General features: G+C 58.3%; 22 protein-coding genes and 2 pseudogenes. 12 read left to right on the top strand and 12 right to left on the bottom strand.

Annotated features, from left to right (window positions below; genetic code table 11):
- A pseudogene (locus ACZ9HU_RS21965) lies at positions 1–95 on the bottom strand (electron transfer flavoprotein subunit beta/FixA family protein); the annotation flags it as partial.
- A 134-nt stretch (positions 96–229) separates the two neighbouring features.
- On the opposite strand from ACZ9HU_RS21965, the gene ACZ9HU_RS21960 reads away from it, so the two are divergent.
- On the top strand, positions 230–820 hold the full coding sequence (locus ACZ9HU_RS21960) for a TetR/AcrR family transcriptional regulator (RefSeq protein ID WP_476108013.1): 591 nt from the start codon (positions 230–232) through the stop codon (positions 818–820).
- 3 nt (positions 821–823) lie between these two features.
- Here ACZ9HU_RS21960 and ACZ9HU_RS21955 read toward each other — a convergent pair whose 3' ends face one another.
- On the bottom strand, positions 824–1,714 hold the full coding sequence (locus ACZ9HU_RS21955) for an EamA family transporter (RefSeq protein ID WP_476108012.1): 891 nt from the start codon (positions 1,712–1,714) through the stop codon (positions 824–826).
- A gap of 135 nt (positions 1,715–1,849) precedes the next feature.
- Here ACZ9HU_RS21955 and ACZ9HU_RS21950 point away from each other — a divergent pair, with 135 nt between their 5' ends.
- From ACZ9HU_RS21950 to ACZ9HU_RS21935, 4 genes are all read left to right on the top strand, one after another.
- Complete coding sequence (locus ACZ9HU_RS21950; protein WP_476108011.1) at positions 1,850–2,326, top strand: Lrp/AsnC family transcriptional regulator; 477 nt, start codon at positions 1,850–1,852, stop codon at positions 2,324–2,326.
- Positions 2,327–2,733: 407 nt separating this feature from the next.
- A complete protein-coding gene (locus ACZ9HU_RS21945; protein ID WP_476108010.1) occupies positions 2,734–3,093 on the top strand; it encodes a hypothetical protein in 360 nt (119 codons plus the stop codon).
- A 215-nt stretch (positions 3,094–3,308) separates the two neighbouring features.
- A complete protein-coding gene (locus tag ACZ9HU_RS21940; RefSeq protein WP_476108009.1) occupies positions 3,309–3,809 on the top strand; it encodes a Panacea domain-containing protein in 501 nt (166 codons plus the stop codon).
- A gap of 318 nt (positions 3,810–4,127) precedes the next feature.
- Positions 4,128–4,568 carry a hypothetical protein gene (locus ACZ9HU_RS21935; RefSeq protein WP_476108008.1) on the top strand — a complete coding sequence of 147 codons (441 nt, stop codon included), beginning with the start codon at positions 4,128–4,130 and terminating at the stop codon, positions 4,566–4,568.
- Between the two features lie 380 nt (positions 4,569–4,948).
- On the opposite strand, the gene ACZ9HU_RS21930 is transcribed toward ACZ9HU_RS21935, so the two are convergent.
- From ACZ9HU_RS21930 to ACZ9HU_RS21900, 7 genes are all read right to left on the bottom strand, one after another.
- Positions 4,949–5,704, bottom strand: a complete 756-nt coding sequence (locus tag ACZ9HU_RS21930; RefSeq protein ID WP_476108007.1) for a DUF1889 family protein — start codon at positions 5,702–5,704, stop codon at positions 4,949–4,951.
- Positions 5,705–5,767: 63 nt separating this feature from the next.
- Complete coding sequence (locus tag ACZ9HU_RS21925; RefSeq protein WP_476108006.1) at positions 5,768–6,544, bottom strand: AbiV family abortive infection protein; 777 nt, start codon at positions 6,542–6,544, stop codon at positions 5,768–5,770.
- Positions 6,545–6,763: 219 nt separating this feature from the next.
- The gene (locus tag ACZ9HU_RS21920) at positions 6,764–7,171 is read right to left on the bottom strand and encodes a hypothetical protein (RefSeq protein ID WP_476108014.1); all 408 of its coding nucleotides are present in this window, start codon (positions 7,169–7,171) and stop codon (positions 6,764–6,766) included.
- Positions 7,074–7,466, bottom strand: coding sequence for a ubiquitination-like system serine protease family protein (locus ACZ9HU_RS21915; protein WP_476108005.1), 393 nt, complete (start codon positions 7,464–7,466; stop codon positions 7,074–7,076). Before ACZ9HU_RS21915 ends, ACZ9HU_RS21920 begins: the two co-directional genes overlap by 98 nt.
- Entirely contained in the window at positions 7,463–8,863 is a 1,401-nt protein-coding gene (locus tag ACZ9HU_RS21910; protein WP_476108004.1) for a HesA/MoeB/ThiF family protein, read from the bottom strand. Before ACZ9HU_RS21910 ends, ACZ9HU_RS21915 begins: the two co-directional genes overlap by 4 nt.
- 8 nt (positions 8,864–8,871) lie before the next feature.
- A complete protein-coding gene (locus ACZ9HU_RS21905) occupies positions 8,872–9,264 on the bottom strand; it encodes an E2/UBC family protein (RefSeq protein WP_476108003.1) in 393 nt (130 codons plus the stop codon).
- Positions 9,265–9,269: 5 nt separating this feature from the next.
- Complete coding sequence (locus ACZ9HU_RS21900) at positions 9,270–9,635, bottom strand: hypothetical protein (protein ID WP_476108002.1); 366 nt, start codon at positions 9,633–9,635, stop codon at positions 9,270–9,272.
- 138 nt (positions 9,636–9,773) lie between these two features.
- On the opposite strand from ACZ9HU_RS21900, the gene ACZ9HU_RS21895 reads away from it, so the two are divergent.
- Positions 9,774–10,157, top strand: coding sequence for a helix-turn-helix domain-containing protein (locus ACZ9HU_RS21895; protein ID WP_476108001.1), 384 nt, complete (start codon positions 9,774–9,776; stop codon positions 10,155–10,157).
- 70 nt (positions 10,158–10,227) lie between these two features.
- The gene (locus ACZ9HU_RS21890; RefSeq protein WP_476108000.1) at positions 10,228–10,725 is read left to right on the top strand and encodes an ImmA/IrrE family metallo-endopeptidase; all 498 of its coding nucleotides are present in this window, start codon (positions 10,228–10,230) and stop codon (positions 10,723–10,725) included.
- Positions 10,726–10,991: 266 nt separating this feature from the next.
- Here the strand turns inward: ACZ9HU_RS21890 and ACZ9HU_RS21885 are convergent, their stop codons facing one another.
- Together ACZ9HU_RS21885 and traA are read right to left on the bottom strand one after the other, a co-directional pair.
- Positions 10,992–11,702 carry a DUF6118 family protein gene (locus tag ACZ9HU_RS21885; RefSeq protein ID WP_476107999.1) on the bottom strand — a complete coding sequence of 237 codons (711 nt, stop codon included), beginning with the start codon at positions 11,700–11,702 and terminating at the stop codon, positions 10,992–10,994.
- 75 nt (positions 11,703–11,777) lie between these two features.
- On the bottom strand, positions 11,778–14,936 hold the full coding sequence (gene traA, locus ACZ9HU_RS21880; RefSeq protein WP_476107998.1) for a Ti-type conjugative transfer relaxase TraA: 3,159 nt from the start codon (positions 14,934–14,936) through the stop codon (positions 11,778–11,780).
- Positions 14,937–15,109: 173 nt separating this feature from the next.
- Here traA and ACZ9HU_RS21875 point away from each other — a divergent pair, with 173 nt between their 5' ends.
- The 5 genes from ACZ9HU_RS21875 (at position 15,110) to ACZ9HU_RS21855 (ending at position 17,303) form a co-directional block, all read left to right on the top strand.
- Positions 15,110–15,448: a conjugal transfer protein TraD gene (locus ACZ9HU_RS21875; protein ID WP_476107997.1), complete on the top strand. Its 339-nt coding sequence runs from the start codon at positions 15,110–15,112 to the stop codon at positions 15,446–15,448.
- A gap of 16 nt (positions 15,449–15,464) precedes the next feature.
- Positions 15,465–15,686, top strand: coding sequence for a conjugal transfer protein TraD (locus ACZ9HU_RS21870; protein WP_476107996.1), 222 nt, complete (start codon positions 15,465–15,467; stop codon positions 15,684–15,686).
- Between the two features lie 18 nt (positions 15,687–15,704).
- Positions 15,705–15,881 carry a DUF6771 family protein gene (locus ACZ9HU_RS21865; protein WP_476107995.1) on the top strand — a complete coding sequence of 59 codons (177 nt, stop codon included), beginning with the start codon at positions 15,705–15,707 and terminating at the stop codon, positions 15,879–15,881.
- Between the two features lie 231 nt (positions 15,882–16,112).
- Entirely contained in the window at positions 16,113–16,502 is a 390-nt protein-coding gene (locus ACZ9HU_RS21860) for a hypothetical protein (protein WP_476107994.1), read from the top strand.
- Between the two features lie 75 nt (positions 16,503–16,577).
- Positions 16,578–17,303: a DUF4145 domain-containing protein gene (locus tag ACZ9HU_RS21855; RefSeq protein WP_476107993.1), complete on the top strand. Its 726-nt coding sequence runs from the start codon at positions 16,578–16,580 to the stop codon at positions 17,301–17,303.
- A 125-nt stretch (positions 17,304–17,428) separates the two neighbouring features.
- Here ACZ9HU_RS21855 and ACZ9HU_RS21850 read toward each other — a convergent pair.
- Positions 17,429–18,037: pseudogene (locus ACZ9HU_RS21850) on the bottom strand (HEPN domain-containing protein); the annotation flags it as partial.
- Positions 18,038–18,134: the final 97 nt, after the last annotated feature.

The following is an 18,134-nucleotide window of genomic DNA, read 5'->3' as shown; positions in this document are numbered from 1 at the left end:
TTGACGTTGGCCAAATCAACGCCCGAACCATCCGCCTTCACTCGAGGCTTCACGTTGTAGTCAAGCACGCGCTTGATCGGCACCAAAAGCTTCATCGCTACTCACCCTTACCTTTTGAGCGTCGATTCTCGTGACGCTTGCATGGCCTTTGATCAAGGTCTATACCAAACATCTGTTACAGTCAAACAAGGACTCACAATTTGCTCCTGCTTAACCGAAAGGTCCGCGTATGACCAAGGGCACGTCAGGCAAACGTCCGACCACCGAACAAGGTGGCCATCGGCGCGGGCAAATTCTTGAAATTGCGGCACGTCTTTTTGCGACCAAAGGTTATGCCGGTACATCGATGCGCGACATTGGCGTCGAGGCGGGCGTGTTGGGCGGATCGCTCTATCATCACGTCAAATCCAAGGACGCTCTCTTTGCCGAGCTGCACAATCATGCGCTTGATCAGGCACTTGCCAGGATAGAAGAGGTGATCGAGCCCATCGATGATCCATGGGACAAGCTGGAGGCGGCCTGCGTGACGATGCTGGAAATCCAGTTGGATCCGCAATCTCTGACCACGCCGCTGATGAATGATTTCCGCAATGCGCCCGAGGCGCTGCAACGCATTCTGGTGGAAAAGCGCGATGCGTTTGAAACGGCCTTTGCCGGGATCATTGCCCAGCTTGACCTGCCGCCCCACATCGACCGCTCGATCTATCGCAACGCGCTGCTCACCATGTTGAACAACACGATGGAATGGTATCGCCCCGGCCGGCTTTCACCGGCCGAGATCGGGCGTCAGATTGCCGCCATCATGCGGGCGAGCAAGTAAGGCTTAAACCTGCTCCATCGCCTCGTCAGACGTCGATGTGATCGCCGTGCCAACCGAGGCCAGAATGATCAGCCCGATGGCCAGCCATTGCGATGGCGTCAGTACCTCGCCCAGCAGGAACAGTGCCATCAAGGCGCCCACAGCAGGTTCCGCGCTCATCAAAATGCCGAACGTGTTGGACGGCAGGCGCGGCAGGGCGACCATCTCCAGCGAATAGGGAATAGCGCTGGACACCAGCCCAACGCCCAGCCCCAGCATCAGCGCATGCGGACTGAGCAAGGCAGGACCGGCGTGATAAAGACCAAAAGGCACGACCAGAGCCGAGGCCACCAACATCCCGCCCGCCGAGGCCGCCGGCCCATGGATCCGCCCGGCATGGCGCCCGATCAGGATATACGCCCCCCAGCAAACCCCCGCGACCAGCGCCAGCGCAATGCCCCGCCAATCGAGCCGCGAAGCATTGTCCCAGATCGGCAGCAAGCTGGCCAATCCCAGCACCGCCAGCGCGATCCAGAAATAATCGAGTTTGCGCCGCGACGTGCTGATCGCCACCACCAAGGGGCCGGTGAACTCAATCGCAATGGCCAGACCCAAGGGAATATAGGCCAACGCATTGTAAAACGACAGGTTCATCACCCCCAGCACCACGCCATAGGCCAATAGCGGCCGCCAGCCAGCCTTGAGATCCAGCCGCCAAGGGCGAAACACCGCCGACAGAATGATGGCCGCCACCAACAGGCGCAGCGTCGTGGCCCCCTCCGGCCCGACCAGAGGGAACAGCCGCTTGGCCAGCGTGGCGCCAAACGTGACCGAAAACAGCGAGAGCGAAAGCGCCCCCATCGCGACAAGATCAATACGCGCGGAAACCGGCCGCGGCGCAGCGGAAACAGACATGCAACACTCTATATTTTGGCGGAGAAGAACAGGGCGATTGGTCCGGACCGCCGGAAAATTAGCGTGGGCATTGCGATAAGGGCGCTCTAAATTTTCACTTTTGCGATAAAATTTATCATATAATGTGCCGATGTGATGAAAAATGATCCACTCGATTCCTTCGACCGCAAATTGCTCGAATTGCTTCAGGTCGATGTTCAGCAGCCTGTTTCCGCTTTGGCCGAAGCGGTGGGATTGTCCGCGCCCGCCTGTTACCGTCGCATCCGCCGGTTGCGATCCAGCGGGATTATCGAACGTGAGATCGCCGTCATCCGCCCCAAGACCGTCGGATACCCGCTTTCGATGATCGTCCTCATCTCGCTGGCGCACGAGAACGCACATACGGTCAACGAGATGATGGAAATCTTTCGCGATGAACCCGAAGTGCTGGAGGCATGGAACGTGACCGGCGAATATGACTTTGCCTTGCGGGTCGTCGCGCGGGATATGGAGGACTATGACATCCTGGCCCAACGACTGTTCGCCGCGCACGAAAAGATCCGCAATTTCAAAACGCTGGTCGTCATCCGCGAAATCAAACCGCGCAGCCCGGTGCCCATACCCGACGCATGACGCATCCCTCCTCCCTTTCGGGAAGAGGTCCATAGTCATCGCTGATTTGGAAAAGTCTGGAGGCCCGAGCCGGAATCGAATTGACCAAATATAATTATATTTTTCAATATGATAAAGTAGGACCTCTGCGCTCTACCATCAACCTTACCATCACACTCGGTTTTCATCTCGGTTCGATTCTGAATGCAGGAATCGAACGACTTTTCTCCGATTCGCAGCTTGATTCGGACATTGAAATCCTTGGTTTTCTTATAAACACTCAAAGACCAAATTTCCCACTTTGATGGTAGCTATTGCGGCTTGCATCAGGAACAAATTTCCGGCGATTTGCCTGTGAACTGGCTAAGGACTGCTGCATCTCGAGGCAGATTGGTTGCTTAAACCGGCCGTCGGTGGCACAAAGCAGGATGAATCCCGACACACGAGCAATCATCGCCGCAGCTGCCCATGCCTTTATGTTCGGCCGTAAGGTCGCAGGAGTGCACGACCACGATTCTGGACGGGATTTGCTTATCGCGGCGGAAGTACGGGGCGATAGGATACAGGGCAAGGATGGCGATCGATCGTCGAAGTTCAGCGGGACGCGGTCGGAAATCCATGATGCTGCCGACAATGCGTTTGTATCATTGGAGATCGATGGCGGGAACGCGCGTGGCTTTGATCGTGCGTCATCAAGCCACTATTCGCTGACAGTGACGGATCAGGTGGTGGAACTGTACGATTATTCGGAAAGCGCCTGGTTCGCCTTTAGCATCCAAGTCGTCTGACTCCCTCATCCCGGACCTTCCTGCTCCGCGCAGGGATCCTCGGAACATGTCATCCGTTCAGCAGGTTGAAATTGGCAATGATCAGCTGAGATCGACGTCCATGGCCAGCCACCGGTTGGTCGGCAACGTTCGGCAGCGGTTCGGCTTGCGTGCCACAATTTCGCCTTGCTGTGGGATCATTCCGCACATATCGGCGCTCGCCAATGGGGACTGAGATGTTTGATGCGCGCCAAGTAGCCAATTGCCTGCTCGATTACGCGGATCATCGTGGGGTCAAGCTGACGAATATGGCCTTGTTAAAGCACATCTACTTCGCCCACGGTTGGCACCTAGCTTCCTGTAACGAGCCTCTGGTGTCCAATCGGATTGAAGCCTGGCAACATGGGCCAGTGATTCGGGCGGTTTACGATGCCTTCAAGCATTTCGAGGCGGGCCCGATCTTATCGCGTGCCATGATGATTGATTTGGGAACGGGAGTGGCGGTTGAGGCCAGAGGCAATTTCCCTGTCAAAACAGAGGAACTGCTCAGATCGAGCCTAGTCTATTACTCCAGTTATGGCGCGTTTGAGCTGTCGGAAATGACCCATGCGGAGGGCAGCCCTTGGGATCAAGTCTGGAACGCGGGGGACGGGCGGGTCAGGCTGAATATGCAGATTCCAAATGAAGCTATCCGCTCCTACTTCGTGCAGCAAAGCAAATCTGTGCGTATCCAGTAGGCGGGCATTGCGGCCCTGCAGTAGCGCAGGGTATGGTTAACCATGACTTTGCCGATTCCGTCCCTTCAAGACATTGTAAGGCTGACCGGGCCAAACGTTTCGGTCACTGCCGACAACTATCGCCAACACCTTGCACGTGGGGCCCCTAGTTGGGGGTATAACCCCGCTAAGCGGTCGTCTAAGGCGTCGTTCAGTCTCGAAATGACTAGGGAAGCGGCTATCGCTGCTTGCGGTCAAATTGGACCCAAAGCGGGCTGGCCCCACAATAGGGAAGTCGGCGGTCTGGTGTGGGATTTGGCGTCGACGCGTGGGCAGTTCATGTGCTTCGATCTGCCGCCACGCTGGCTCAGCCTTCGTCCCGACTTTCGAGTGAAGGTGGATCCTCAGTTTTTCTTCATCGAGAACGGACGCCCAGTCTTTTTTTACCTGCAGCCGCGTCAAGGTCGGATGTCAGGTGTTTACAGCTTGCGGCTGATCGCATCGGCTATCCACACTCTGTTCGCCGTTGACGAATTTTCTGACGCTGGCCTTCTCTTGGTAGACCTCAGCAAGCCCGAGAAGTGCAAAGAGCGAGCTGTGGCAGCGTACAGTTTTGCCGAGCTTCCGCCGCTGTCAATTTCCGAAATGGAGAAGTTTTTCCAGCGTTTTGCGGATGCCTATGACATCGTTTCGGCAGAGGGCGTTGTGCGCAAGGCAAGTCGTCCGCGACCTGCCGCCGACCGTGGTGACGACCTGTTTGGAGGTTCGGCTCCGGCTTGATGCCTGCTGGGTGGCCGGTCATATCGATCTCCCTGTTGGCCCAGCTATCCAGAAAGCCCAGCCTAAAGGCGGAAGGCCTTTGAAGCTAAAACTTGCGCTGAAACGGAAGCTGTGCCGCCATTGCTGTCGTTCATGGAACTAGATTAAATCGCCCAAACCGGTCATTCGTTCATGTACGCTTCCTATTCGCACGGCCGCAGGAGGCCGTAGACTGATTGATTCCCCGCTTGCGGAGCTAGGTCAGCATTTGCTGGACGAGCCGCTTTAGCGGGGCAACGACCCGACGATTAGATCGGCCCCCAAAGTTGCCAGCAATGGTCTTTATTCACGCGCCACAGTCTGGCTGAAGTTGGGAGCCGGGATGCGCGGGTCAGCCGCGCTCAGCCCTTCCAGCGCTCGTAACGCCCATGAGGGTCGTGAAGCGCACCCAAACTCGGCTTGTTCTTGAGCTTAGCAATCTTCGCGGCGACTTTGCTTAGCTCATCGGCTCCCCCGGGCTTCCAACCCTGGCGGATTGCCCACGACTTTATCGCGGCCGGATCGAGCGCATGGCCCTTCGCACGCAGTATGCGGAATACGCCGTCAGCGAACTCTTTGTCGCGCGGATGCAGCACGTCATAGGCGGTGTTGCTCATCTGAGTAATGGATTCGAGTGCCCTTTCGATCACCGGATCGTCGATGAGCAGCTTAGTGGCTTCGCGCTTCGCGCCATGCACGACCGGATTCCAGCGCTTGATCCACTGATCGATGTCGCCATCGAATTCGGGCACGGCGACGATCCCGGCTAAACCCTTCAGTCCATCGAGCGTCTCTAGCATGCCTTCGTCCGCGTAGAACGCGATGACGATGCTGTTGCGGGTCGAATAACCAAGGGTGCGTAGCGTCGCGTGACGAAGCGTGGCGCCGCCATCGAGATTGAGCGTTGTCCCCTTGGATAATGCCTTCGAAGCGCCCGGCCCGAGATGACCGGCGAGCGAGGTATGATCGAGTTGGTGCTTGGTGTGAGTCAGCAGCACAACATCAGTGGCGCGCGGTGAGACCTCAGACGTCATCTTGAGCGCATAAGCTGCGGCGAGCTGCCACGACGTGATGTCCATCGAATCAACTGGGATTACCACCCGGAACATATCGGCCATTTCCTTCTCCTAACGTGAGCCGCGGCGCCTGTCCCCGTCAGCTGTCGATTGTAGTCCGAGGTTTCAAGCGGGATCGGGAGCCGCTGCCATCGCTTCTGTAGCCATGGATTTAGCCGCTTCGAGTACGCGTGCGGCGTCCTCGTCGCCAGCGTTCACTGCAGTCACCAGCTCCGCCAACGGTGAATAGGGCTGATAGTAAACGCCCTTCTCGAGCAGATTGAGCACGCGGGTTGCAGCCCAGATCCAACGCTCGGCATCGATCCGCTCCACCGAAGCCGGAGTGGAGATGACCGTCAGCTGCGAATCGGTGTCGAGGTAGAGGCCCGATTGCCGGACCTTCTCAAGTTGACCTTGATGCACCGCCTCGGCGATCTTCGTCAGCCAGCGTTGCTCGATTCGGAAAACAATCTTTTGCTCGCCAGACATGCGCGCGAACTGTGGGAGGAGCTCACCGCGCAACGCTTCGCGCAGTTCCGAACTCATCGGCGGCAACGGCGCCTTGCTGCCGGGCTTGAGACCAAGGGCTTCAAACCGAGCGGCGATCTTGCTCTGCACGCCCTTCATGTCGAGACCGTACTTCTGCGTGAACGAGGCCTGCAGGACGATGAAAGCCATAAAGTGGCGGTAGCTATGCTGGCTCCGCGCATGCTTCGGCTTTTCCCAGCCGTTCTCGATGATGTGCCCTTTGCCCGCCTCCTCAAACGCCAAGATAGCGAGACTGAGTGCAGAGCCTGCGCTGCCGCCATCCTGCAGGAGCCGGGCATCGCTGAGCAGCCGTTTGACGTTGGCGATCACGGCCTCGAGCGCCGCTACCTTCATCTTGTCTGTTTTATCGCTCATCTGCCCCCAACTTCATCGAGATGCACAGTCATGGAACAAGCATGACCTGACCGCTAGAGCAGATGATGCAGGTGATAGTTGAGCGGCCCGCCAGCAGCCCGAATTGGTCCCTCCTAACGCGAAGCAACTAATCTGAATCAAGGGCAGCTTGTGGCATCGGCTAGGTGGGCGCGGAACGGAAGGGATCGGTACTTCCTGCCAAGTAGTTCCGCCCTCATTTCAGGCATTCCACACGTCGAAGTCGGCCGTCAAAACACGTCGTTGGTTCAGGTGCGACGAAATCTTAACGATGGACCATCCGAACAAGCTGTGGAAGCCCTGCGTCAGCAGGTTGAAGATATACGTGCCGCAATCATCGAGACGAGGCGGATTCGGCAATCCAAGCGGAACTGGCGCCTCGGCTTGATGATTTTGGCGCTGGTCGTAGCGCTGGCGCTCTGGAGATATTAGCTTCACCGCTATCGATGAGCGGTCGAAGGCGCTGTAGGAAAGGCACGTGCTGCCGGTGCGAGGTGACGGCAATAGCCCATTACGACCAAATGATTCGACCCCGCCGGAGGATAAAATGGCTGCGACAACCGGTCTGCCGCCAGACAGACGGTTCGAGTGATACAGTGTGGTCGTCATGCTCTGTAGCGATCCAGCGTGGGCGCACCTGAGGTAACAGGTTGAGCTCGATCCGTTCTGAGCATCCACATGGACATGTCATAGCGGCGGCCCACAGATTCTCGCCTTCCCCGACAAAATAGACAGTGAAGCTCCCTAAGCTATCGGGAATATCTTCCTCTCTTGCGCATCGATATAGCCTTTGCAAACCGCGAGTTTTGAGCTGCGGGATGCGCTCGGTCCGACCGAAGAAAACATGGGCGGCGGAGGTCAAGAATGACCATAGCCACACTAGGTAAGCTATTACCCGATTCATTCGATTTCCTCGATTTCACTTAAGTCAGGCATCGACAGCAGAGGCCTCACATCGCCCCTTCCGATGTGCGGGAAAAAGGTGCCCGAACATTCAGGTTCACTGAGGCGGTAATACTCACCACCTATAAAATTGGCTCGAACGACAGAAGATTCTGAGTTCTTATCATAGCGGTATGGATGAAGCCGGGCGAGGAACTCGTTTACAGCCATGCTCGCGGTCTGCATGTTGATGCTGATCACAGCGGGTCGATCTTCAGCAACGCCCCGAAGGTAACCAGCTTTGACCTGGTCCCGATAGGCTTTCGGATCTGTACGTTTTAGCCCGGCTGCCTTCAGTTGAGCGGAGTTATAAACTTTGCGGTCCTGGAGGGTGGCTCCATCTGGCTTTATATAGTGAACAGCCGCTGTGGCGGCATCGATTCCACCTTTCCCATCGGCGTCGAGTTTAACGCCAAGATCGAAGAATGGCAGCACGTAGAAGGCGGCGAGACGGTTGAGAAGATGGCGACCCTCAACCCCATCCATACATCCAAATACGACGTCGCATTCGGCAACCGCCCTAACAGCATGGGGGCTTGCAAGATCTTCGGCGATGATCTCGACTTCAGTGTCGAATCCCATCGCCGCGATCGAACGCGCCATTACATGAACTTTCGAACGCCCCAAAAAGGCGTCTTCGCGGGTGCTATTCAGAATGCGGTTGAGGTTTTTGAGCTCAACTTGGTCCGGATCGATCAGAACGAAACGGCCAACGCCTAACCTGGCAAGCTGCTCGATAACGGGACTACCCGTGCCAGAACACCCGACAATCGCCACAGCCATCTCGCGTAAACGGCGCGTCGTTCCCGCACCAAAGAGTTGCGCATGACGTTGCGCAAAGGCAGCTGTCCTGCTCCGGTTCGCACTTGGTATCCAAAAATCTATATCGTCACCTGGGACCATGATCGAAGAAAGATCGCAGAAATCACCGCTCGGCATGATTGCTCGACCGAACATCCGGCCACCGGGCAGCATCACCGCGCTCGCCATAGGCCAGACACTGTCTGTCCAGCCAAATACCGAATCGAAAAGATCCCTATCGGCATCATCGTCTGTCTTCGAAAAGTCTGAATAACCGCCGGGATGCGAGTGGATCTTCAAAATGGCAAGGTCGCGTTTTTCCGCCTCTGCCAACAACGGGATTAGCCGCTTCGTCGACCAGGTGACGCGATCGGGCGTCCTCTCCCTACACTCGTCATACGGGATAGGGACAACGCTCCTCACCGTAAGGCAATGATGCGTCTTACTACGCCGCCGCCCACAGAGAGCGACGGCGACTGCCTCTTTGCCGTCTCCCGGCAGCAAGTGCTTTTGCAGGAGTTGGTGATGGGTTTGCGACAGTCGAAGTTTAACTTCCATCGACGTTCCTAGCTAATTTCGCGTTGAAGCCAGCAGTCCACCTGCAGGAGATGAGTGCAAACATTATCTAGCCCCGGCCGCCAGGGGTTCACCTGCGTCCTATGCCGTGACCACTGCTGGTACTGCTTGCCGTCGATTTGAATTGTGGTGAGAGCTCGGATTGCTCGGCCACTCTTCAAAGCGAGGGGGGGCGAAAAATAGACCATATCGATCTGATCGTCGGGATACGAAGGAGGGACGCGAAGCGCGGCGCTGACAATAGTGTGGTTGTAAGCATCGGGAATTGGAAAGTCAGCGAAGATGAGCCATTTAACTCCCCCTTCCACGATTGCCTCCCATGAGCGCCCCTGCGCGGCAAGGCACTCTTCGTCCTCCTCGGTTAGCTGAAAAGCCCGGCGCATCACAATTAACCTTCGGTAGGGTCAAGCGCGAGCGTCTGAAAACGCTCGATCTTATGAACGTGAAAGATGACGATTTGATCGGCTGTAACTGGCTCGACCACGCCACCATGCAGCTTCTGCGAAAGCAGATATGCCTCCGGTGACTTGTCGACGAGGGCCAAGATTTCCCGGCCGGTCATCGAGTGGACATGGACATCCTTATAGATTTTATCGATGCGGATGCGGTATGACTTAGCTTTCTTGGGCTCCCGCTTAGCCTTAGCTTGCTCTTCCAGATCGATGATCTCTTCGAGAAGCTCCACCTCGATCTTCAGGGCGGCAACCTCTTCCTTCAGCTCTTCAATCTCGTTCTTGTCGCAATCTTCGTGCATCTTAACCTCCTATGGCACCCGCGAATCACATTCCGCTTGACTCACCTAGCTGCGATGTGATTCACGCCGTTTCAGCAAAGAGGCGTTTTCACATGTAACGCCATCTGTCTCACTTGTGAAACGATATCGGGCGTTGGCATGCGTGTCAATGGCCTGGCTGGAGAATCAATGACCCTACCGATCGAGGAATTGGGCAAGTTGCTTGCGCGCAAGCGTGGCAACCGAGGTATTCGAGCTACGGCAGCCGAAATCGACATCAGCCCCGCTACACTCTCGCGGGTTGAGAACGGACACCTTCCAGACCTTGCAACGTTCGCGAAGATTTGTCGGTGGCTTGAAGTCGATCCGGCTCGTTTCCTTGGCGTTAAGGCTGGTAGCGTGGACGCCCCTCAAAAACGCGCGGTCGCACATTTCCGCAAAAAGCCTACGGTGTCGCCAGAAACGGCCACCTCACTGGGGGCGCTCATTCTTGCGGCGCAGCGCGCCCGCCAAGCACGCGCGGAATTGATGCGCGGAGAGTAATATGCGCCGAGGATTTAAGGCCGAATCGGAGCGTAAGGCCGCTTCTGCACGGGCAGACTTGGGCTTGTCCGTGACGGATAAGCTTTGTCCCTGGCTTTATGCGGAGCATTTAGGCGTCCTAGTTTTCGACGCGAGCGAGCTAGATCTCGAACCTGAGCATGCCACTCAACTTTTGGAGCGAGATCCCGATAGTTGGTCGGGCATGACTTTGCTGGAAGATGGAGTCCACGTCGTCGTCTTGAACTCCTCTCACTCAAATAATCGCCAAGCATCGACCCTGATGCATGAATTAGCACACATCATCCTTGAGCATATTCCCGCAGAAGTTGAAGTCTCGCCAAGCGGCTTGGTGCTATTATCTGATTATTCCACCGATCAAGAAGAGGAAGCTGATTGGCTGGGTGCTGCACTACTCTTGCCAGAGGTAGCTCTTAATCAGCTCCGTAGTCAGGGGGTGTCAGTTGAAACGATTGCTCTAAAGTTCGGGGTCAGCGGCCAAATTTGCCATTGGCGTTGTCGAATGACCGGCGTGGAGAAGCGTTTGGCGTTTCGGCGACGCGTCGGCTAACGCTTAAACCCGTGGGCTCTGAAGAAATACAACCTAGGCTAGAAATCGTACCTCTCCTCAGGAAATATGATAGTTGTCTGCGCGACCGGTAATGGTATTTCCCGAGCATTCTTTGTTGATGCTCAACTTCCGAATTCGCGGCACGGAGCTGCCCGCAGATCGGTCCGTAGGAATGTCTGCTAACCTCATTTCCTCGCCATGAGAAGACTTTCAGGATTGTCCACAGTCGACGATATTTCCAATCTGCGTTACCGCAAAATGCGAACCTATTGGGCCGCTTCTTCTCCCCCAATCCGGACCTTGCAGACAATGGCGGTCTTCTCCCTGGCGGCCATCGCCCGGCAAGCATCCAACGCCTGAGCATTGGCTCGCACAATCGCAGTGCCCTGCACCAGTTTTTGCCAACCATCCGGATCACCGACCTGCATCAACCTGATCCCGGCCTCCCATTCACTACGCCCCAACATATCGGCGGCCCTCGCCTCAGGCCAATGCCAGCTCTCCGGCACGGCCTGATCCATCCACCCCGGCAACACGGTACCCAGCAGAATGCCGATCACCAGCGCCGCCGCCCCAGTCCCTATGATCCAGTCCCGCTGGACCCTGAACTCCAGCGCCGAGGCCACCACCTGCTTGATGGAACGGGCCACGCTCTCGAGGTGATCCTGCGCCCTATCCCAGGCCTCGTGATCACCCTGTCGCCCCTCTCGTCCGGCCCGTTCAATCTGCGCGGCAATATCCTGAGGTCTCAGCTTGAGCGCAGGCTGGCTGGCCATGGTATTGACCGCCACCCGCACCCGCTCGAAGCTTTCCTGGATCCGCTCAAGATCGGGCCCGTAATCGCGGCCATGCAATTCCTGCTGCCGCGCGGCAAAACCGTCTATCGCCGCCGTCAGTCCAGCCAGACGCTGAGCCATGGCGGCAAAGGCCAGTTCGGGCTGATCGAACTCCTGGGATGGCGATGATGGTGTGGTCATGGCGGGCAGGCCTCCGTGCAAGTAGGATGGCGACCGGCGCCGGGCGGAATAGCCGGACACCTCGCGCCCGCCAGCCTAAAGCCCCAGCCCGCGATCGCGCGAGCGACTGAGCCAATCCTGGAGGTCGCGAGACACATTTCCATTCTCACGCGATCCCATGCCGATGAGCTGCTTACGCTCACGCAGCAGCGACTCGAGCTGAGGATCACGCGCCAATTGTTTTGCCATGTCCGTCATGCTGTCACGGATGCGACCAGCGGCACCATAGTGCCCTTCCTTCTCCAATGCCTTGAACTGGCGGGCCTGCGCCTGCCAGTCGGCGGTAAAGCGCTCGGCGCGCAGCTCGGGATTGACCCGCAGCTCGGCCTCGAGCTGCAGCTGACGGATGGCCTGGTTGGTACGGCCATTAGCCGCCTCGCTGGCCAGCGCCGGTTCCCTGGCAAAGGCGGCGTCAAGATCGCGGCTCGCCTGCGGTCTTATCGCTTCGAGCGCCTCGCCTGCCCTGGCCTTTTCGCTCTTGTGCATTTCGAGCGGGGCAATGCCACGATCCTGCATGCGGGTGATGTCGGCCAAGGCCTTGGCATAGCGCTCGATCGCCTTGCCCAAGCTGTCTGCCTGAACCTTGGGCTCGGGCACCGCGACCTTACCAAGCTTGAGCCCGGCGAACCGCCCAGGCTGGGGCGATGGCGCAGCTTGTAGTGATGGCTGAAGGCCCGGCTGCCGTGACGGCTGCGAGCCTGACTGCGGCGATGATGGCCTAGCGGCCTGCTCGATGCCCGGCACGCTCAGCCGCAGCCCATCGAAGCGCCCACGCGGCTTGTCCTGTTCAGCCTGCATGGTGGGTTCCGGTCTGGCCGCCGCTTTGGGCCCCTCCTGCTCCTTGAGCGGCACAAATTGGGCCAGCGCCTCGCGCAGCTTCTCCGGCAACAGATTGCGCGCCATCTCGGCGATACGCTGGCTGACCACGATCCCCCGCCGCTCGGCAAAGGCGTTGGCAGCCTCGCGCGCGGCTTCCGCCTCCTGACCTCGCCCATAATCCGTGGCCATATCCTTGGAGCGATCCCGCCCCAACTGGTGTGCCAGCTCACCCCGGTCGGCAAAGTCTTTGCGCCCGTAATGCAGCTCCACCCCGTCACGATGGCGCGACAAGCCGACATAGGAACCATGCGCATCGAGACCGGGCGTCGCGAGCACATGGGCACGATCCACCGTCATGCCCTGCGCCTTGTGGATCGTGGCGGCATAGCCATGATCGAGATGGGCATAGTTCTTGAGTTCAAAGGATACCTGCCGCCCATCGTCGAGTCTTGCGCTCATCTCGCTCTTGCTGACCGCCTCCAGGGTACCGAGCGTGCCATTCTTGACCCCGAGGCTTCGCTCGTTGCGCAAGAACATGATCCTGTCCCCGGTGGCAAAGGCGCGCTCGCCGCGCTCGACCTTGACGGCAACATCCTCACCCAGTTCGCCTGCGCGCTGCAGCCTGTCGCGCGCCGCCTCATTGAGCTCCTGAACCTCGGCATTGGTGTGGGTGAGGATGATCCGGCTGGCATCAGGTTGTGCCTGCCGCTGGCTATCCCAACGGTCGATCAGATCGAGCCGCGCCGCCTCGCGGGTTGGCGCTTCATGCACCTGCTGATGTTGCGCATAGGTCTCGATCGCCTTGTCCACCTTACCGGTGGCGAGATCGCGCGTCGCCTGCCGCTGCCAGTCCTCGCGCTGGCGCCGAACCTCGGTGATTTCCACCCCGCCATGGCGCTCATGGATGGCGCGGAAGGCGGCGCCCGCCTCAATGGCCTGCAACTGCCGGGGATCGCCCACCATCACCAGCTTGGCTCCCGCCTCGGCGGCATGGGCAACCACGCGCTCGAGCTGGCGGGTGCCGACCATCCCGGCCTCATCGATCACCAGCACATCATTGCGGGTCAAGAGATCACGCCCTTGGCTCCAGCCATGCTCTAGACTGGCCAGCGTGCGCGAGGCAATGCCCGAACCGCTTTCCAGATTCTCAGCCGCGATGCCCGAGAGAGCGGCGCCCCGAACATTATAGCCCGAGGCTTCCCAGGCCTCGCGGGCTACGCCGAGCATCGCGCTCTTGCCCGCGCCTGCCGTGCCGACCACCACGCTCAGGCCCCTGCCGCCAGTGACATGGTGGAAGGCATCGCCCTGCTCGCCTGACAGGCGGAGCCCACGCTGGCTTTCAGCGCGGTCGAGCGCGGCTTCTCTGGTCCCTTCGCTGACGCGGTGATGCTCGCGCTCGGCCATGACCTGAACCGCGCGCCGCAACCTTTCCTCGGTCTCGATCATCTCTTGAGACGTGAAGCGCTCCTGCCCCGATGCGTCCTTGCCCAGTTCCACCAGTTCGGGCGAGGCCTTCACCGCCGACATCACCGCCTTGAACTGCTCGAGCCCCTCGCTGTGGCGGTGGATGAACATCGCCAGATCGCGGTTGGTGAAGGTGGCTTGCCCGTGGGTGATGGCATCAAGCGCGAGACGGGGGTTGGCCAGCAGTCGCTCGCCATTCTCCCGCGCGATGCGCAAATGATCCTCGGCGCGCTCGCTCGCCAATCCCTCAGCTTCCATCCGCTGCCCAGCAGCGCCGATCTTGTGCTGGGGTTCAAGCTCAATCCCCTGCGCCTCAAGGCTGCGGTGATCGACCCGCGCGTCTATGTCGAGTTCGGCGAGGCGCTGGTTCACATGGTCAGCCCATGCTTCGCGCCAATGGTTGAGCAATGGGGTGCTGTTCCAATCACGAACCTTGGCGCCGAAGCCTGCCTCGCCATGCTCATCGACCTTCACTTCCCGCATGGTCAGCATCACATGGGCATGCGGCTTGGCGAGGCCATCTTCGCCCCGATCCCAATGGACATTGAGATCAGCCACCATGCCGCGCTCGACAAATTCCGCCTGCACAAAGTCACGGGCCAGTTCGATGCCCTGTTCCTGGGTCATCTCGCGTGGAATGGCGAACTCGATCTCGCGGGCCAGCTGCGCATCCTTGCGCAGCTCGGCGGCCTCGACCGCGTTCCACAGCTTCTCGCGGTCGCGCCATGCTTCGTTGGCGCCTTCGGGCAGCAGCACTTCGCTGTGGACCACGTCGCGCTTGTTGCTGAAGTCATGGGTGCGGCCAAGGCGATCATCATACAGGCGGCCCGCGCAGCGGTAGGCGGCAGCGGCCAGCGCCGAGGAACCGCTGGCGCGCGATATGACTTTGGCCGAGAAGTGATAGATCGCCATAACGGCAGGGAAGCTACCCTTAAAAGCGCACGTCGGCACGACGTATAAGCGCGCCCTCCAACCCTTTCAGGAGTTTCGGGACGCTTTCATTCTCAGGGGATTTCAGAGCATTGCGATGCGCCTGCCTGCACGATAGCTGGTCTGTCCGCTCCCCTCAAGGAAGGACTGTCCCCATGCGCAAGCCCCGTGATTTTGATGCCGAACTCAAGGCGCTCGAAGCCCGTGCCCAACAATTGAAACAGCGCAAGCAGCAACAGCTTGGCGAGCTGGTCATCGCCACCGGGGCCGATGCGTTGTCGATCGAGGAACTGGCCGGCGCCTTGCTGGCGATGGTCGGCACCAGTGAAGCGCAACGGCGGGAGGCGTGGCGCAAGCGAGGCGCTGCTTTCTTTCTGCACGGGGCCAAGGGCGCGACTGTCCACGCTGCTCTCGGCGCTGGGGGCGAGCAAAGCGGCGCTGCGAAGAGCGCGGCAGGCGATCAACCGGCTCACGGCTCAGGCGGCGCGGCGTGACACGCGCGACTGGCAAGTGAAGCGCCGCGAGAGAACGCGGCATCTGATCGAACTGGGCGGCTTGGTAGTGAAGGCTAACCTTGTTGAACTCGCCGAGGATGATCGCGCCGTGTTGCTTGGCGTGATGATCGAGGCCGCCGCCAGACTGCGCGGCGAGGAGCGCGAAGCCGCACTCACGCTTTGGCGGCGGCGTGGGCAGCGGGCCTTTGCCGCAGACCATTTGCCAGCCAAAGATTGATCGCCCATAGGCACGGGTATGAACGATCAACAGACTGCGCTGCTCCTCGCCGTGATCCAGCGCGCGCCGCAATGGATCCGGCATGATCTGGCCGCCAAGGATGACAGCACACGCCTGCGCGCCGAGGAAACGCTCGCCGCGATGATCGCCGATGCGCTGAGCAAGGATGCGCCGGAGAGACAGGCGAAGGGCTGAAGGCTGGCCCAGGTGGTGGGGCCGGATTCGGATGAGCGCAGGTGGTGGGGAGCGTACATTAAATCGGCTTCAGACAATGACCGCTGTCCGCCGGTTGTCGGTCTTTCGGCCACCTCATTGGCAAACTAATAAGCTGACGTCGGATGAAACGTGTGCGACACCCATTCTGGGTGAAAGCGGCCAACGCAATGCTTGCGGGTTGCTAACTATCACAAAGAGTTGGAGCAGAGTATGCCAAAGCTTCAAGTTAAAGGGCTGCAGGCGAACGAGGTCGGCCGCTGGTTCGTTCGCCTTAATGTCACGCACCGCGCCAGCGTTGATCGTTACGGCATAGGTCGGCTCATTAATAACGCAAATGGCAACGCCCTCGAAGTACTGATTCTCGGCCATGACAGCGACGACGCGATTTTTATGCCGTACGATATTCGTGAGTGTTTAGGCGTTCCAAAGGGAGGCGAACTAGATTTTTCAATTCAGAAGGTAGGCCTGTGTGGAATGCTGCGCTGGTATATCGGTTCGCCCGATCCTGCAGTTTCCATACCGGCTTGGATTGCGGTGGCTGGCCTCGCCTTAACTATTTTTGGGTTCGTGCTGGCCGCGCTGCCGCTTATGTGCACTTAGGACTTTCCAAGGATTTTTGGACGGTGAATGGTTGAATGCAACTAGGGGGCAATGGTGTTTGATAAGTTCGAGCGCGTGAGCGAACTCAACAGCCGTAAACGGCTCCAATGCAACGAATGTCGCCGCGAGACGATCCATACGCTTGAAGCACAATGCCTTGGCAACTGGACGGTCGACCACGGGAACGGCAACGGCGCTAATGGCGGATCGGAGTTTTCACTTTACCGCTGTGGAGCCTGTGATGCCGTATGCTTTGAGCGGTCAACGTGGAACAGCGAGATGTCTGACCACGACGTAGATGGAAATGTATTCTATCTTAGAGAGGAAGTGCAGTACCCACTGCCTTCCTCACCTGATTTTGCGTTCAGCACAGAATTCATTCCGCGCGAACTCTACGAACTAATTGACGAAATGATCTATGCCCTCTCTGGCATGAAACTAAAGCTGGCCACTGTTGCGCTCCGTATGGTCGTTGATTTTATCGTCAATGACACAAAATGTGATGGAAGAAACCTAGCGGACAAGATCGATGATTTGCAAGTGAAAGGCCTTGTAGACAATACTCAATTAGAACTTTTGCACAAAGTCCGACAGAAGGGCAATGCTGGCGCACATGAGCGTATCCCTATGAATCGCAGTGAGATGGTTGCCGGGATCGGCATCATCAATCTGTTGCTCGAAAAACTCTACAACGGACCCGCTCGTCAGGCTGAGATCATCAGAAGGGCCAACCATGCCTTTGGAGGTCAGCTTGAAAGTTGGGCACGCCCGGCATCTGCCGATAGTCTGAAGGACACCTAGTCGCCGCGATCCAAATGGCAGCTTTCTCCTGCGCCTTCCCTCCGGATCGGGCAGTCGCCAATTGGCCATGGTCAGCCGTAAAAGGTCAAGGTCGCGAATGGGCGACAGGTGCCACCCCACGCAGCCTACTCGGCAGTCTTGGCCTTGAGCTCTGCCAGCTTCTCGGTGCAGATCGCATGCACGACCTGCCCGAGTTCTTCGACGCGTTCGCCAAGCCACGCCAGTTCCTCGGCGGTGATCCTGTAATGCTTCGAGTACCTCGCCTTGACGTAGGCTTCCTTGAGCTTCTCGAAGCGGGCTTTGTCGATACGGGTTTCACGCGGCCAGACATGGATCAGGCGCTCGTCGAGCTTCTCGGCCTGAGTGCGCAGAAAGCTGATATTGTGGACGTGTGGGCTGTAAAATGTGCACGTAAGCAAGACGCAATTATATAGAGTTTCCGTAGTTTGGTGCAGATCGAATGCGGCTTGATTGGTGTAAGCCTTGTCGATCAGGAACCGAGCACTTTCGAACCGCTTCATCGCAGCAGGAAACCAATCATCGAAGTATTCCTGCGCCATATCGAGCGCCTGCGTCCGGGTCTTGGGCCGTGGCTTGTGCAGGTCCTTGTCTTCGAACTGGTAGAGCGCGATGCCGTCCTTGGCGATATCCATGAAGAAATAGCGGCCATGGGCCAGCCCGTCATTCACTTCGGCCAGCGTGTGGACAATGAAATTGACCGGGGTCTTGAGCGTCTCTGGACTTGTAACGGATTTGTGCCGGTCACCTGAGCGTTTTATGCTCGCAACAGGAGACCGACGAGATGATGAAGCATAGTGAAGATTTTAAGCG

It is taken from the genome of Novosphingobium sp. Sphag1I, from assembly GCF_056279125.1.
Note: the sequence above shows the minus strand (reverse complement) of the source record. Positions and strands in the feature narration are given on the sequence as shown.